Source organism: Pseudoalteromonas sp. NZS71 (assembly GCF_015864715.1).
Classification (GTDB): domain Bacteria; phylum Pseudomonadota; class Gammaproteobacteria; order Enterobacterales; family Alteromonadaceae; genus Pseudoalteromonas; species Pseudoalteromonas arctica.
In genome coordinates this window covers 13,611-29,783 of sequence record NZ_JADYWS010000039.1, presented here as the reverse complement: position 1 = coordinate 29,783, position 16,173 = coordinate 13,611, and the positions used below count along the sequence as shown (strand labels likewise).

17 protein-coding genes and 1 pseudogene are annotated in these 16,173 nt (G+C 39.9%); 9 read left to right on the top strand and 9 right to left on the bottom strand.

Going from position 1 to position 16,173, the window contains the following annotated elements; all coding sequences use genetic code 11:
- A pseudogene (locus I6E85_RS21075) lies at positions 1-159 on the top strand (IS3 family transposase); the annotation flags it as partial.
- A 142-nt stretch (positions 160-301) separates the two neighbouring features.
- On the opposite strand, the gene I6E85_RS19155 reads toward I6E85_RS21075, so the two are convergent.
- Positions 302-655, bottom strand: a complete 354-nt coding sequence (locus I6E85_RS19155; protein WP_008467186.1) for a DUF3147 family protein — start codon at positions 653-655, stop codon at positions 302-304.
- 96 nt (positions 656-751) lie between these two features.
- Here I6E85_RS19155 and I6E85_RS19150 point away from each other — a divergent pair, with 96 nt between their 5' ends.
- From I6E85_RS19150 to I6E85_RS19115, 8 genes are all read left to right on the top strand, one after another.
- Positions 752-1,135 (top strand): BlaI/MecI/CopY family transcriptional regulator, encoded by a 384-nt coding sequence (locus I6E85_RS19150; RefSeq protein ID WP_008467191.1) that lies wholly within the window; start codon positions 752-754, stop codon positions 1,133-1,135.
- Between the two features lie 146 nt (positions 1,136-1,281).
- The gene (locus tag I6E85_RS19145; RefSeq protein ID WP_225305719.1) at positions 1,282-2,112 is read left to right on the top strand and encodes a M56 family metallopeptidase; all 831 of its coding nucleotides are present in this window, start codon (positions 1,282-1,284) and stop codon (positions 2,110-2,112) included.
- A gap of 12 nt (positions 2,113-2,124) precedes the next feature.
- The gene (locus I6E85_RS19140) at positions 2,125-3,405 is read left to right on the top strand and encodes a TolC family protein (RefSeq protein WP_024589678.1); all 1,281 of its coding nucleotides are present in this window, start codon (positions 2,125-2,127) and stop codon (positions 3,403-3,405) included.
- Between the two features lie 8 nt (positions 3,406-3,413).
- Positions 3,414-4,652 (top strand): efflux RND transporter periplasmic adaptor subunit, encoded by a 1,239-nt coding sequence (locus I6E85_RS19135; protein WP_024589679.1) that lies wholly within the window; start codon positions 3,414-3,416, stop codon positions 4,650-4,652.
- 9 nt (positions 4,653-4,661) lie between these two features.
- Entirely contained in the window at positions 4,662-7,805 is a 3,144-nt protein-coding gene (locus I6E85_RS19130; RefSeq protein ID WP_024589680.1) for an efflux RND transporter permease subunit, read from the top strand.
- Positions 7,795-8,490 (top strand): HupE/UreJ family protein, encoded by a 696-nt coding sequence (locus tag I6E85_RS19125; protein WP_024589681.1) that lies wholly within the window; start codon positions 7,795-7,797, stop codon positions 8,488-8,490. Before I6E85_RS19130 ends, I6E85_RS19125 begins: the two co-directional genes overlap by 11 nt.
- Positions 8,491-8,503: 13 nt before the next feature.
- A complete protein-coding gene (locus I6E85_RS19120) occupies positions 8,504-9,034 on the top strand; it encodes a hypothetical protein (RefSeq protein WP_024589682.1) in 531 nt (176 codons plus the stop codon).
- A 32-nt stretch (positions 9,035-9,066) separates the two neighbouring features.
- Positions 9,067-9,393, top strand: coding sequence for a DUF6488 family protein (locus I6E85_RS19115; protein WP_016900200.1), 327 nt, complete (start codon positions 9,067-9,069; stop codon positions 9,391-9,393).
- Between the two features lie 216 nt (positions 9,394-9,609).
- Here the strand turns inward: I6E85_RS19115 and I6E85_RS19110 are convergent, their stop codons facing one another.
- From I6E85_RS19110 to I6E85_RS19075, 8 genes are all read right to left on the bottom strand, one after another.
- On the bottom strand, positions 9,610-10,341 hold the full coding sequence (locus I6E85_RS19110; RefSeq protein ID WP_016900199.1) for a MauE/DoxX family redox-associated membrane protein: 732 nt from the start codon (positions 10,339-10,341) through the stop codon (positions 9,610-9,612).
- Positions 10,342-10,374: 33 nt separating this feature from the next.
- A complete protein-coding gene (locus I6E85_RS19105) occupies positions 10,375-10,884 on the bottom strand; it encodes a DUF305 domain-containing protein (protein ID WP_016900198.1) in 510 nt (169 codons plus the stop codon).
- A 142-nt stretch (positions 10,885-11,026) separates the two neighbouring features.
- Entirely contained in the window at positions 11,027-11,551 is a 525-nt protein-coding gene (locus I6E85_RS19100) for a DUF411 domain-containing protein (protein ID WP_016900197.1), read from the bottom strand.
- A gap of 9 nt (positions 11,552-11,560) precedes the next feature.
- On the bottom strand, positions 11,561-12,049 hold the full coding sequence (locus I6E85_RS19095; protein WP_002963268.1) for a DUF4440 domain-containing protein: 489 nt from the start codon (positions 12,047-12,049) through the stop codon (positions 11,561-11,563).
- A gap of 20 nt (positions 12,050-12,069) precedes the next feature.
- Positions 12,070-12,975: a copper resistance D family protein gene (locus tag I6E85_RS19090; RefSeq protein WP_024589683.1), complete on the bottom strand. Its 906-nt coding sequence runs from the start codon at positions 12,973-12,975 to the stop codon at positions 12,070-12,072.
- Between the two features lie 11 nt (positions 12,976-12,986).
- On the bottom strand, positions 12,987-13,394 hold the full coding sequence (locus I6E85_RS19085) for a copper resistance CopC family protein (RefSeq protein WP_024589684.1): 408 nt from the start codon (positions 13,392-13,394) through the stop codon (positions 12,987-12,989).
- Positions 13,395-13,416: 22 nt separating this feature from the next.
- Positions 13,417-14,280, bottom strand: coding sequence for a copper resistance protein B (locus I6E85_RS19080; RefSeq protein WP_024606961.1), 864 nt, complete (start codon positions 14,278-14,280; stop codon positions 13,417-13,419).
- The gene (locus tag I6E85_RS19075) at positions 14,277-16,091 is read right to left on the bottom strand and encodes a copper resistance system multicopper oxidase (protein WP_024589686.1); all 1,815 of its coding nucleotides are present in this window, start codon (positions 16,089-16,091) and stop codon (positions 14,277-14,279) included. Before I6E85_RS19075 ends, I6E85_RS19080 begins: the two co-directional genes overlap by 4 nt.
- Positions 16,092-16,173 lie beyond the last annotated feature (82 nt).

Sequence of the window (16,173 nt, the reverse complement as noted above, 5' to 3'; positions counted from 1 at the left end):
GTTGGATATGGAAATTTTATAGATGCTAAATATAGCGTTAGTGATTATATCAACGGATATTACAACAACGTTAGGCCACATCATTATAATGCCGGTTTAGCCCCAAATGAATCTGAGGTTAGATGCCAAGATTCTAAAACTGTGGCCAAAATTAGTTGACCACTACACACTTAGTACATAAATAAGGCTAGCTTTTATTTGACTCTGCTAAGTAATGGGAAATTTTTTAGAGATAAGTATCGAAATTATTGCCTCAGCTACATCCTTGATTTCACCATATTATTAATTTCAGAAACAACTTTTAGGGTAATAAATTTATTCCAAATTTACTAACGACGAATGCAAACACTCCAAAAATAAAACAAGTTATTAAGGCGCTGAGGCCGAGTGATGGCCAAAAACCAAATCGGTGTAGTAATGATGGAAATATTAAAAACATCGGTAAGGTAGGCACAACATACCAAAATGTGTACCAGGCATGACTCGCAATTTTCTCTGGCGGCTGTTTTTCAACGTACAACCAAATCATCGCTAAAATGGTTACCAATGGAAGTGCTACAATTAGTGCTCCGAGTTTATCACTGCGCTTTGCGACCTCTGAAACCGCTACAACAATTGCTGCTGTCACTAAGTATTTAAAAATTATCCAACCCATGTATTACTTTCCTTTTTAAATAAAAAAATAAAAACCGATTGCCTATCGGTTTTTATTTTGCCATGATATGGCTATGTTGTTAAAAGATATTTGATTATGCAGTTAGGCGAATTAGAAAAACTAGTACTTCAATATTTGTGGTCTTCTAAAGAAGCGGATGCAAAGCATGTGCACAGTCGTTTAGGTAAAACACGTGGCTGCACTCTCAATACTATTCAAAGCACCCTTGAAAGACTTTATAAAAAAGGCCTTCTTAGCAGAACTAAGCAGGGTCATGCTTATAATTACCGAACTAAAGTTGATCGTAACTCGCTTATAGCTACTTTAATAAATGATATTACAGCTGACTTTGTTGAAGAGGGTGAAAACAGTTTAATTGCTGCATTTTCTTCTACTTCGACTAATTTTAATGATACACAATTAGATGAGCTCGAAAAGCTTATAGAGCAACAGCGAAAACTACGAAGCGGAAAAGTGTAAACATGATTGTTGGAAATTGGGCCGTGTTTTTAAATCTAGCGAGCGCAGCGGTGACCGCTTTTATTTGTGTGATCATATTGATTTCCTTCTTCCACACCTCGCTTTGTAAAAAACTTACTATTTTCCAGTTTACCGAGCGTAAGTTCATGCTTTGGTTAACTATTAGCAGCCCTTGGTGGATCTCATTATTGTGTGCAGCTGTATTTTGGCAGGCACATCAAAACCAAATGTCTAATTGGTTGCAAGGGGTTGCTCACTGGCATCACCTAGAGGTTTTCTCTGTCTATAGTTGGCATTCGGTATTACTTATATCAGCAGCTTGTTTGATGACAAGCGCTAGCGTACATGCATTTTTTAGTCTTAATAGACATAGTTCAGCAATGAGCAGTCTGTTGGCTTTATCAAATACTCAACCTCACAAAGATTATCCCAACCAGTCTGTACACGTTATTGAACACCTTGTACCAGAGGCATTTACTGTTGGTTTTTTCAATCCAAAAGTGTATATAACCAGCGGATTACAAGCACTTGATGAAAAAACAGTACACATAGTCATACAGCATGAACTAGCACATTTAAAAGCCCGAGATCCGCTTTTTAAAACACTGTTTAGTCTATTTGGTTGGTGTTTTCCTGCGTCAACGCGCGCGGCGTTACAGCAATCTTATACGGCTTTAACAGAACAAATCGCTGATGTCGGTGCAACGCAAAGTTTTGATGGATTAGATGTGGCTCAAGCACTTATTAATGTTGCTCGATTTCAACGACAACAACATATTACGAATGACAATATATACATGAGTCATTTTAGTAATGAACAAATAACTCAGCGTATACAAACATTGTTAATGCCAATCTCCACTACGCCTAAGCTACTTTTAATGATCACCTTGTTTAGCTTTGTGGTTATCACTTTATTCACACTGTCGACTGTCGATAGTGTCCACCATCTTATCGAAACTTTTTTCATCCACTAAGTAAGGATTAAAATGAAATCATTTAGTAGTCATTTTACCCACAAAAAACCGATTGGTAGTCGGTTTTTTGTGGGAGTATTGATGGCTTTTACAGCACTGCCGTGTTTTGCAAGTGCTGAGGCTTATCAAACATTAAATCTAAAGCAAGCCATCTCATTCACGCTTGCTAACAACCCGCAATTACAGGGCTTCTTTTATCGAGATAAAGCCCAGCAAGGCAAAATAAAGCAAGCAAGTATAGGCCAAAGACCACAAATAGGCTTAATGGTTGAAGATGCTTTTGGGACAGGTGAGCATAGTGGTTTGCAAAATATGCAATCAACCTTAACTTTCTCTTGGCTGATGCAACAAGAGCAAATTGATAGTCGCGTAAAAGCAAGCCAGTCTGAACTTGAGCAGTTACGTTTAGATAAACAAATTATTGCACTTGATTTAGCCGCGATGACTGCGAAGCAATTTATTCAACTACTGGTGAAAGAAGAGGCACTAAAGCTCAATAAAATGGCAGTAAGACAAGCGAATGAAGTTGTAAATGCAATAGATAAACGAGTTCGTATTGGTCAGTCGTTGGCTATTGATAAAAATTTAGCCAAAGCTGAACTAATTAAACAAAAATTACTTGTCGAAGATCTTGAGCATGAAATAGCTAGCGGAAAATATCAGCTTTCAGCCTTGTGGGCAGAGCCTCGCACTGACTTTACACTTACAGGTAACTTATTGCAGTTACCTAAAATTGTAGATTTTCAGTCACAGTTCGAGCGCTTTAAAAATGCGCCTCGTTTGATGCAGTTAGCAAGTCAAAAACGTATTGCACAATCACACATTGAATTAGCTCAAATTGAAGCAAAACCACAATGGCAATTTACAACAGGCTTACGTCGCTATGAATCAACGGATGACTTTGGGCTCGTGGCCGGTGTTTCTATTCCGTGGGGAGCATCTGGCAGCAATGCCGGAACGGTCGCTAAGTTACGTGCCGAGCAAGATGTATTAACAGCGCAAGCGAAGAGTTTAACTCAACAAGCTAATAGCCAGCTTTATGCTTTGCTTCAAGAAGTTAAGCATTCTGTTCATGTAATTACCACCTCAAAAAATGAAATCATTCCCACGCTAGAAACCGCGCTTACCCAAGCAAAACAAGCATTTAACGTTGGTAAATTGAATTACAACCAGTGGAGTAGCGTGCGTCAGGCGCAATTAAGCGCGCAATCAGAACTACTTAGCGCTTATGAAAGCTTACATTTACAGCATATAGAAATTCAGCGTCTTACTGGCGCATCGATAGAACAATGAGATTATTTATGAAAACGACAAACTTTATTCCCTCCATAACCGTTGCCGTATTACTCGGCCTCAGCGCGGGGGTACATTTACCCGCTAGCGCAGTATCAACACCTACTACAGAGCAAGCAGAGCCTGAAAAAGGGCCGCATAATGGTCGTATGCTTCGTGAAGGAAGCTTCGCATTGGAGTTAGCGATTTTCGAAACAGGCGTACCACCTGAGTTTAGAGTATGGTTAACGGATAATAAAAACCCAATTAATCCCGACGATGTTGAATTAACGGTTACGTTAACCCGATTAGGTAATGTGATTGATGATATTAAGTTTATTAGCCAAAGTGACTTTTTACGTGGGGATATGGAAATTTACGAACCGCACTCTTTTATTGTCACAGTAAATGCGAGCTACCAAGGAAAAAAATATCGTTGGCAATACGATAACCTAGAGGGGCGAACAAAAATCGAACCCGCAGTAGCAGATGCAATGGCGATTGAAACTGCAATTGCAGGGTCTCAAAAGCTTCATCAAACGATCCCTGCTTATGGACAGGTTTGGTTACCGCCGAGTGCGCACCGCACTGTTTTTGCACGTTTTGAAGGTGTTATTACACACTTAAATGTAAAGCTTGGCGATAAAGTAAATAAAGGCCAAACTTTAATGACGATTGAAAGTAATGAAAGTTTAAACCCCTATGAGATAAAATCGCCTATTGCTGGTTTTGTCGCAAAACAAATGGCTAATTCAGGTGAGCAAACGAATAACCGAGAACTGCTTGTTATCACAGACGCGAGTCAATCTGTCGTTAAATTAGCAGTCTACCCGAGCGATTACAGCAAAGTATCTCAAGGCACTCTAGTGAGTATTAAGGCAGAAGGTAGTCTTGTGAATATTGCTGGTAAGGTATCATTTATAGAGCCAAAAGTTAGAAGTGATCAGGCAAGAATGGTGTGGGTTACGTTGGCACAACAGGCTGAGCCTTTGTTGGAAGGGAGTTTTGTTAAAGCCGATATTGAAACTGCTTCTTTTGAAGTTCCTTTAGCGGTAAAGAAAATAGGCTTACAGAGCTTTCGTGATTTTACGGTCGTGTATGCAAAAGTCGCTGATGAATATGAAGTCAGGATGCTTGAGCTGGGTCGTTCAGATGCAACATGGGTAGAGGTACTAGGTGGACTGCCTGCTGGTACTGAGTATGTTACTGAAAATAGCTACATCATCAAAGCCGATATTGAAAAGTCTGGCGCGTCACACGATCACTAGGAGAGCGTAATGTTAGAATCGATTTTACGCTTTGCTATAAAGCGAAATATCCTCGTTCTTGTCATGGTATTAGCCATTGCAGGATTAGGCTTATGGAATTTTACTAAACTACCTATTGATGCAGTACCTGATATAACTAATGTTCAGGTTATGATCAACACCGAAGCGCCAGGCTATACGCCGTTAGAGGTTGAACAACGCGTTACTTTTCCCCTCGAAAATGCATTAGCTGGGCTACCAGGGCTTGTAAACACACGTTCTGTGTCTCGTTATGGTTTATCGCAAGTTATTGCTATTTTTTCTGATGATACCGATGTTTACTTTGCTCGCCAGTTGGTTAATGAGCGGCTGTCTAGTGCTCGTTCCGAGTTACCGATAAACCTTTTACCTGAGCTTGGCCCGATAGCTACTGGGTTAGGTGAAATTTTTATGTTTACGGTTGATGCTGTGCCTGGCGCTAAAAACCCCGACGGTAGTGATGTAACCCCCATTGATTTACGAACAGTACATGACTGGACAATTCGCCCTCAATTAATGCGGGTGCCTGGTGTTGTTGAAGTAAACCCTATTGGTGGTTACGAGCGTGAAATTCTCGTTGCGTTTAAACCTGAAAAACTACTGGCTTATAATCTTACCTCAGCAGATGTTGTTGATGCTATTGGTCAAAACAACCAAAACCAAGGCACCGGATTTATTGAAAAAAGCGGTGCGCAATGGTTAATTCGTGTCCCAGGTCAGGTTGCTGGTTTAACTGAAATCACTAATTTACCCATCAAAACTATAGACGGCAGTGCAGTGTTTATTAAAGATGTTGCCACTATAAGTGATGGTAAAGGGTTGCGTACTGGTGCTGCTACACAAAATGGCCGCGAAGTGGTGATGAGCACCGTGTTCATGCTAATAGGAGAAAACAGCCGCACAGTTGCACAAGGCGTTGGTGAAAAGTTAAAAGAAATCAATGGCAGTTTACCCGAAGGCATTGTCGCAAAAGCGGTGTATGACCGCACCAAACTTGTAGATAAAACACTTTCAACCGTTCAGACTAATCTGCTCGAAGGAGCCATTTTAGTGATTGTTGTATTATTTGTATTACTGGGTAATTTTAGAGCCGCATTTTTAACGGCCTTAGTTATCCCGTTTGCAATGTTAATGACAATAACTGGTATGGTACACACGCGTGTCAGTGCAAATTTGATGAGTTTAGGAGCTTTAGATTTTGGTCTGCTGGTTGATGGTACGATAATTATCGTCGAAAATTGCTTACGGCGTCTAGGGATGAAAGGCGATGCACCCCTTTCGTTGAAAGCGCGTTTGGAGGTCGTTTTTACAGCAACGCGCGAGGTCATACGACCCGCTTTATTTGGTGTATTTATTATCACCGTAGTTTATTTACCTATCTTTGCGCTGGAAGGTGTCGAAGGTAAAATGTTCCATCCGATGGCAATAACCGTTGTGATCGCTCTGCTTTGCTCAATGGCGCTTTCAATCACATTTGTGCCCGCAATGGTGGCTTTACTATTTAAGAAACCGGTTAAAGAAAAACCTAACCATATTATGCTAGGGTTAAGTCGTATTTATAAGCCGGTACTCTCATTAGCATTAAAAGGCCGCTGGGCTGTGGTGCTAATAGCTTGTTTACTCGTAACATTCTTTGGTTATCAAGCCACACGCTTAGGAAGCGAGTTTGCACCAAATCTTGATGAAGGAGACATTGCCATGCATGCGCTTCGTATTCCTGGTACATCATTAAGCCAAGCGATTGAGCTACAAAAAGTGTTGGAAGAAAAAATTACGCAGATGCCTGAAGTCGAGCGCGTATTTGCAAAAATTGGCACCGCAGATGTAGCAACAGATGCAGTACCCCCTAGCGTAGCCGATAACTTTATTATTCTAAAACCACGAGAGCAATGGCCAAACCCTGATAAGTCAAAAGCACAAATTGTTGAAGAGTTAGCAGCCTTAGTTAAGCCAATTCCAGGTAACCGCTATGAGTTTTTACAACCAATTCAAATGCGCTTTAATGAATTATTAGCAGGTGTACGCGCTGAGCTGGCAATTAAAGTGTTTGGTGATGACTTTGAAACACTTGCTGCGTTAGGTAAAGAGATTGAATCTGCTATTGGAAATGTTGACGGTATTGCCGATTTAATGGTTGAGCAAACAAGCGGGTTGCCAATGCTTGAAATTGTACCCAATGTTGAAAAACTAAGCCAGTTTGGTATCAGCAAAGCACACATTCAGTCACAGTTAGCCACCGCATTAGGAGGGACTATTGCAGGTAAGTATTATCAAGGGGATATCCGCTCTAATATTGTTGTTCGTTTAGAAGAGCAGCAGCGTAATAATGTGCAAGAGATAGGTTACTTACCTATTAATTTACCTAATGGTCGCGCTGTGCCGCTCCAAGAGTTAGCAACAATCAAACTCACTAATGGCGCAAGTCAAATTAATCGCGAAAATGCTAAACGTCGTATTGTAGTGACTACCAATGTACGAGGACGTGACTTAGGAAGCTTTGTTGGAGATATTCAAACAATTATTGAAGATAAAGTCACTATTCCTGCTGGTTATTGGATTGAATACGGAGGAACGTATCAAAAGTTACAATCGGCCTCTGAGCGTTTGAGTGTGGTTGTGCCCGTTACATTGTTAATGATTATAGGCTTGCTTATTTTAGCTTTAAACTCACTTAAAGATGCTGCGATTATTTTTACCGGTGTGCCTTTAGCGCTTACCGGCGGAATTGCAGCACTGCTGTTACGTGATATTCCATTTTCAATATCTGCAGCGGTCGGTTTTATTGCTTTATCCGGCATTGCCATATTAAACGGCTTGGTAATGGTATCGTTTATTCGTGAATTACGCAGCTCAGGAATGGGGCTTAATCAAGCGATAACAGAGGGGGCATTAACACGTCTTCGCCCAGTGATAACTACAGCACTGGTTGCCTCATTAGGATTTATTCCTATGGCACTTAATACAGGGATTGGCTCAGAAGTACAGCGGCCTTTAGCAACCGTGGTAATTGGCGGCATTATTTCGTCGACCTTACTAACATTATTTGTGATCCCCGCACTGTATCGACTTTTACACAATGAAAAGGAGTCTATTTTGACTGAAAGTGAAACGTTGGAGCAACATGATGTCAACTAAAATAATAAACGTTAGCATAATGATTATGGTGCTTGTTTTGGCTTTTCTTAGCTTTGAGACCTTGGCCCATGGAGTTGATGACAGCACTCGCGCTTTTTTAGAGCAAAACCAAGGCGTACAGTTTGTGCCATTTATTTATATTGGTGCAAAGCACATGATCACCGGTTACGACCATATATTGTTTTTAATCGGTGTGATCTTCTTTTTGTATCGCAGTAAAGAGGTTTTGCTGTATGTAACCATGTTCACCATCGGCCACAGCACAACGTTACTATTAGGTGTGCTTGGCGATATTCAGATTAATGCCTATTTAATTGACGCTATTATTGGTTTTTCAGTTATTTATAAGGGCTTTGATAACTTAGGTGGGTTTAAGCGTTGTTTTAATTGGCAGCCAAATACAAAAATGGCGGTGCTTATTTTTGGTTTGTTTCATGGCTTTGGTCTAGCAACCAAGTTACAAGAGTTTCAATTACCCGAAGATGGATTACTGACAAACCTAATCGCCTTTAATATTGGCGTAGAGCTTGGCCAATTTTTAGCGCTCGCAGTTATTTTAATTGCCATTAATGCATGGCGTAAACTGCCGTCATTTCAACGTTTTTCAACATTCACCAACGGTGTATTAATGAGTGCCGGTTTAATGCTAGTCGGCTTTCAGTTAACCGGTTATATGATTAATTAATTTAGAGAAATATATGCAACATACAGTTAGTTCAAAAACACTTATAAAAGCCAGTATTACCGCTTCATTAGTTGCGATAATCGCCCTTGTGCTATTTATTCTTCCGGCCGAATATAACATTGATCCAACCGGACTCGGTAAACAACTGGGCGTTACTAAAATAGCTCAGGCATCAGCGCAAAAACCACTTAAAACATCAGATTCATTGCAAGTGGGCAGTGATGAGTTTCAAACAATTGAAGTCACTATCCCTGCAAATCGCGGGGTTGAATATAAATTTGAGATGCAACAATATGAAAAAATGACCTACGAATGGATGACCGATGGCGCTTCTTTACATTTTGATTTACACGGAGAGCCAGCAGGAGACACAACCGGTTACTTCGAAAGCTATGCAATTGCCAATTTAAGCGAAATGAAGGGCAGCTTTACCGCCCCATTTGGGGGCTCACATGGCTGGTACTGGAAAAACAACTCAGATAACCCCGTAGCTATACAGCTTTTAGTAAAAGGACAATATAAAGTAATTGGCTTAAAACAATAAACTTAAAACTTAAAACTTAATAGGAGAAAACAATGAATAGATTAATTCCAATAGCATTAGTTTGTATTTCATTAATGAGTACTGGTGTTCTAGCACATAGTGATCATGGTCACGTTAGCGATCAACAAGCTATTAGTATTGCAGCTAAATCAATAAAGAAATTGGCCTTTAAAGACTATGGTTTTGAGGTTGGAAAACTAAATGATTCTTGGAAAGGTATTTCTTCAGAAGCATTTACTGTCGTAAACGAGAGCGATGATACTTATATTATCCAAGCATCAAATGATAGTGAACAAGTTTATTTCAAAATAGCTAAAAATGGTCAGCTTGTAGATGTAAAATCGAAGAACGATTTCTAATCTAATTGTTAATTGGCACTGTGAGTTTTTACAGTGCCAATTAACTATTTATCGTCAAAAACACTTTTAGCTATTTAGCAATCGAAGTTGGTGAGGTCTTCGAAGTGTCAGAACAGATTGATGCTGGACTCAAAGAGATAATTCAGACTTTAGACTGAGTCAGGTACCCCCATAAATAAACTGTTCATTATATTTTTAAATTAAATACTTTACCTTCTACCTGGCAAGCATCCATATCCCAGCAGCGATCATAAACAGGTTTTCTGTAAGTGAAATAAAGCCTAACGGTACATTACTATCACCGCCTACACATGCACATTTGAGTTCGCGCTTATCTATATATACGGCTTTAAAAACAGAAACAGCACCAACACCACCAATAAATAATGAAATAGGAGCAATACTATATGCTGGCAACCCAGCTATCATTCCAATACCAACAAACGCTTCTAAAAATGGGTAAACATAGGCATACCTCACTACTTTCATCGCCACTAAGTCATAAGTGATAAATGAATTTGAGAAACTAAATAAATCTTGAAGTTTTTGTATTGCCAACACAGCCATAGTTAACGCAACAAATAGCTCCACGGTTTTCATGGAAATTAATCCATGACCCATTGCAAAACTAAATGCCAAACTTAGTAAAAATGCGACCGCGAAGATTGCAATAACCGGGGTGTAAGTTGTACCTTGCTGTCCAGCTTTTGGCTTATCAAAGTAATCACGTAAGTCGTCATAACCACCGATACGTTTATCAGCAATAAATGTTTGTGGTGTGGTCTCTACGTTGTGCTTTGCTTTAAATTTATCTGTTTGTTCACGAGAAGATAATAAGTGATCATTAACATCATAACCCTCGCGTTCTAGAAGGTCTTTTGACTTTAAGCCAAATGGGCAAATATGCTCATCTGTTGCCATTCTATAAAGCTCTGCTGATTTACTCATGTTTAGCTCCCTTTTACGTATTCTTATAAAATTTTACTTAGCATTAAAATCCGGTACAGCTCTAGATTGTGCTTGTTCCTGAGTTTCTGCTAGGCCATTTTTTTCTATATCGTTCAGTAACCACTGCATCTCTTTAATCTCACGACGCTGTGCTTCAATAATATTTGTTGCAAGCTCTTGGACGCGCTTGTCTTTGATATTAGCTCTATCACTAGTCAGTATAGCGATTGAATGATGCGGTATCATGGCTGACATCCAAGACTGATCGTTGACCGTTATTTGCGAACGTACTAAAAATAATGCGCCTACAAAGCTAATAATGCTGATCCCTAAAACTACGCTGTTTTTCTTTTTATCCTTATACATATTTAGCATAAACAACAGCATAACTACCGCCATTGCAGCCCCCATATAAATAGCCATATAGGTACGCGTTTCACTAAAAAACACATGGCTTAGCTGATAACTATTCAAATACATTAGTACAAACATGACTAATGTTGATGTGGCTATCATTAAGAAAAATTTTAAATACTGTGACATTACAATGGCTCCTTTTCAGTTGTTCAACTTGTATTTTATTTATACTAAGGGGTATTACTTACAATTTATAAGGCGTAAGCCCACTATATATTTAATCATCGCATTAATACTTACGGCTAATTCAATAACTATGCCATAAGAGTTAAAACTGCACTGCGTATTTGCTGATATGCTTATAAGTATGTTGCTGTGAATCTTGAGTAAGTACTTCAATATTATATTTATGAAAACGATTGCCCATCTCCATACCTGGCGTGCCAACAGGCATTGCCGGAACTGTCAGCCCGATCGTTTTCTGAGGGTGTTGTTCAGCTAAAAACTGCTTTATATATTTAGCTGGCACGTGCCCTTCAAAAACATACCCATCGGCTGAAACAGCGCTATGGCATGAGCGCATATTTGGCTTTATTTGATATTGAGCTTTAATTAGCCCCATATCAGCAACATCTATTGCTTTTGTTTTAATGCCACTTTCATTAATATGCTCAATCCATTTTTTACAGCACCCACAGTTTTTACTTTTATAAACTGTCAACTCAATCTCTGTTTTATCTTTTTCTATGGCCTCTTGGACTGGCAATACACTGTGTGGGTTTTCCATACTTTTTACTGATATAGACACCGCCAACATCACTGAAAGTGCAGTTGTTATGTACGTTAATCGCATGTTACTTCCTTAATTTGACCAATGAATATGTGTGATTTTCCAGCCATTGCGGGTCTTTTTTAGAGTCATTGACTCCATACCCGTTGTGTTAATGGCTTTACCTTTGTAGCTGCCCATCGTTTCACTTCGCGAAATGGAGTAAGCGATATCACCACTTATATAAACCTGATGTTCTAATAGTTTGCTATTAACCGAACTGAGGTATTTCATATCCGCTAGCATGTGGTGATTTGCATATTCATCGGCAGAACGCTCAACGCCTCCGCCTTCAAAAATAATGACGTTATCAGCTAATAATGAGCGAGCTTTTTTTTGATCACTTTGATTTAATGCTTGGTGAAAGGCACTTACTGCTTGCGCAGCTGGGGTATCGGTACCAACAAATAACACACGCTCATTTGCATGTTCCTCATTCTTGTGTGCGCTTACAGCTAGTGAGTTCAATGCGCCAAAAAGTAATAGCGATGTTATGATTATTTTTGCAGAGTTATTAAACATGTTGCTCTCTTTTTATTAAATTAATTTGGGGGACCAACAAGTGTGGTGAACACGCTTGTTGTAATAAGTACAAAAGCAGCTATCAGCATTTCTACACTGATGGAACGTTTTAGTGTACCTACATGCTGTTTTTGGGTGATTCTCGGAACTAAAATTAGTTTGTGCCAAGCCCCCATCATAAGCATCGCGCTCACTAGTAGCAGTTTTAGCAAAATTAATTGCCCATAACTTGACGTGAACAGCGCTGATAACGAATGCAGGTAATTAAGCAAAAGCGCTAAACCTGAAATAAGCAGCACAAATACAACGATGATGGCTAAGTGCCCAAACAGGTGCATTACCTTCTTAACTTCATGAACAGATAATATGGTACAGCTTTTATATAGTGGCCACAGTGACCCCACCCAACTTGCTATTGCAAGAAGGTGAAAAGTTAACATGCTTTTTACTAACCCATTTTCATTTGCACTGTGACCTGTGAAAGTGAAGCTATATGCAATAGATATAAGCAAAACCAACATAACTGTATTATTTATAACCACTGCAAAACGGTGCTTTATGTTAATGCGCCAATTAAGTGCAACAATCATAGCCACAAAAAGCGCTGCGCCTCTGAAAAGAGCTTGTTCTCCTATAACTGATTGCCAAACAATCTCTTGCATAAAAGGGTCTAGCATTCCCGTTACACCAGATTCTGCAATTGCACCAGCTTCAATTGGTACTTGTAAAATGACAGCAATAAAACCCAATGCCACACATTGAATTTGCCAGCGCTTTAAATACTGAGAGAAACTTATAAAGTGATGACCAGATAAATTACTGGCGATAATAAAACGAATTAAAAAAGTACCAGCAAGTGCGGCCAAAGCACTATAGCTTGCTAGCTTTAATAATAGTAAAAGTACTGACCATTCACTTACTTGTATCATGCTGCTACTTAATGATTGTGTTTGCTGTGGGCATTAGATTGTTCTTGCATCATATTACTTGACTCACTTTGATGTACCATAAAAGAAAACGAATCTGACATTTTATGTCCATCCCCCCCAAGTACTGTCCATTTAACCGTGTAGGTACCATGTGCTAAACTCGGCAGCGACCAATTAAAGTCTGTGCTTGGGGTGGAGCTAGGTTTGAAATCAAAGTTTATTGATTTATTTTTTTCATCTTTGATGATGACTTTTGCTAGCCTTACTTCACCACCAAAAGTTAACGAAAGTTGCTCTGGGCTTTGCATTAACATGGCTTCTTGCGTAGGTGTTGATTGCTTGAGTGATATATGCGCTGATGCGGAAAATGTAAGCACTAAACCTAAAATAACTACTGCAGAATTAAATAACTTCATAATTACCTCTTATTTAAAATGATTAAAACCAAAATTTAATACCCGCAACAAATGCGGTGTTATTGCTACTTTGTCCACTTGATGTGGCATAGTCGGCGGTACTGCCAAATTTATTGCTCCATTCAACGCCAATATAGGGCGCAAACTGGCGTGTAAACTCATAACGAACCCTAAAGCCAATCGCGCTGCTTGATAGGCCACTTCCAAGTTCGTTTTGTTTATCGTTTTTGCCATAAAGTGTAATTTCGGCTCGCGGTTGTATAATTAACTTTTGCGTGAGTAGTAGTTCGTACTCTGCCTCTAACGTAAATGCGGTACTGCCTCGCTCACCTACGTACGCTGTCATATCAAGTTCAAACCAGTAAGGGGCTAAACCTTGTAAGCCAAAAGCCAACCATTGCCGATTTTCACCTTCTTTATTGTAATCAAGACGAACACCTGCTTGAGTATCCCAATATGCTGATACGGCGTGACCCCATAAAATATCGGTTTGGTTTTCCTCAAGGCTTCCTTCGCTGAAATCCCCCTCAGTTTTAACTACCAATCGATCAAAGGTAGTGCCGTACCATGCTTGTAAGTCAAATACACCTGCATTTGCTTGCTCGTTATATTCAAGACGATCGCCTAGTAATGCGTAAAATGGATGCTCATCAGCGAGTGTTAATCGCTCATTGCCCTCAAGCACATATGGGCCTTCTGTTAAAGTTGTTCCCGCAGAGTAAGCATGAGGGTCTCTTGCATCTTTAGGTGCATCTCCCCCTTGTGGTTGCATCTTAGCGCTACTCTTTTGTGCCATTTCACTTTGCGCTAATAAAGGGAAGCTAATTAATGAAGCCCCAGTTAACATTAATAAACCTAATGATTTAGATAGTTTTAATTGTTTCATGATACGACTACCTCTCTAAACATGCCGGCATCCATATGGAATAATAAATGACAATGCCAAGCCCAGCGCCCTACATCGTGAGGGGTGGTTAAGAAGCTGATTCTTTGTGCGGGTTGAACAGGTATCGTATGACGTCGCACTTGCACATCACCTTGCTCGTTTTCTAAATCACTCCACATACCATGCAAATGCATAGGGTGTGTCATCATGGTATCGTTTTGTAAAATAACTCTTAAACGTTGGTTATGCTTCATATGCACTGGCGTGCTTTTACCAAATTCTAAGCCATCAAATGACCAGCTATAACGCTCCATGTTGCCGGTTAAATGCAGCTCAATTTCAGCTTCTGGCTCTTGCTGGTTAGTGATCCCTTCAAGTGAGTGTAAATCTGCAAGTGTTAAAACACGGCGACCATTTTTACGTAAACCAATACCGGGATCATCAAGATTTGTTCTAGGCATATCAACGCGCATATCAACTGAGGCTCCATACTCCGTTTTTGCATGACGCACTTTAGAGCTGGCAACCGCCAATGGGTTTTCAGACATACCATGTTTGCTATGATCCATCGCCATTGCACCGTGGCCCATTGCGCTATGATCCATTTTTTTAGAGTTCATGCCTGACATACCAGCCATTGCAGAATGCTCACCGCCGTGGGTCATATTGCCCATCATATCGGTCATCGTTAACCACTCAACAGGATCCAGAGCAGGTATTGGCGCATCAATATTAGGTGCCGTTGATAAAGTTCCTTTTGCGTAACCTGAGCGGTCCATGCTTTGAGCAAAAATCGTATACGCATCATTTTTTGGCTCAACAATCACGTCATAGGTTTCACCAGGGCCGAATCTAAATTCATCAACTGTCACTGGTTCAACGTTTTGCCCATCTGCTTGTACAACCGTCAGTTTTAGCTCGGGGATACGCACGTCAAAAAAGCTATTACTAGAGCCATTAATAAACCTTAACCTAAGCTTTTCACCGACTTTAAATAATCCACGCCAGTTTGCCATTGGAGTACTACCGTTCATTAAAAAAGTCATTGCTGATGCAGATAAATCAGCTAAGTCTGTAGGGTTCATTCGCATCTGATTCCACATTTTTCGGCGCTGTAGAGCATTTGAAATACTGCTGCTTGAAACGTCATCGAAAAACTCTGGAACAGTAGGTTGATTGAAGTTAAATACATCACTCTGTACTTTTAATTTACGGAACAGCGCCATAGGGTCATCATCAGTCCAATCAGATAATTGAATAACATGTTCGTTATCTGCACTAATAATATCGTTTTCTCGCGGTTCAATAATTAATGCACCGTACATGCCTGTCATTTCTTGAAAACCACTGTGGGAGTGATACCAATATGTACCGCTTTGCTGTAGCTTAAATTTATAAATAAAGGTTTCGCCCGGCATAATGCCTTTAAAACTGATACCTGGCACGCCATCCATCTGATAAGGTAGAATGATGCCATGCCAATGGATAGAGCTCGGTACTGATAAGTTATTTGTTACTCTTATAGTAACATCATCACCTTCTTTTAAGCGCAAGGTTGGAGCGGGTATAGAACCATTAATTGTTGTCGCCATACGTACTACGCCGGTAAAGTTAACCGGCGATTCATCTATGACCAGATCTATGACTTCGCCGCTTAATTCGGGCACAGTGCCTGTTAGTGTTCCTGCTACTAAAGATGATGCAGCATGTAACACGCTCGGAAAAGCAGCAAGTACACCACCTGCAATTATGCCTTGAACAAATCGTCTTCGTGGTGTGCTAACCTGTTGTGATGACTTTTTAAACCCCATTTCCTTACTCCTTCATAGCAGAATAGTTATTAAGTATAGAAAATAGACCTGTCTTTAACATGACGCGAACATTACAAAGTTG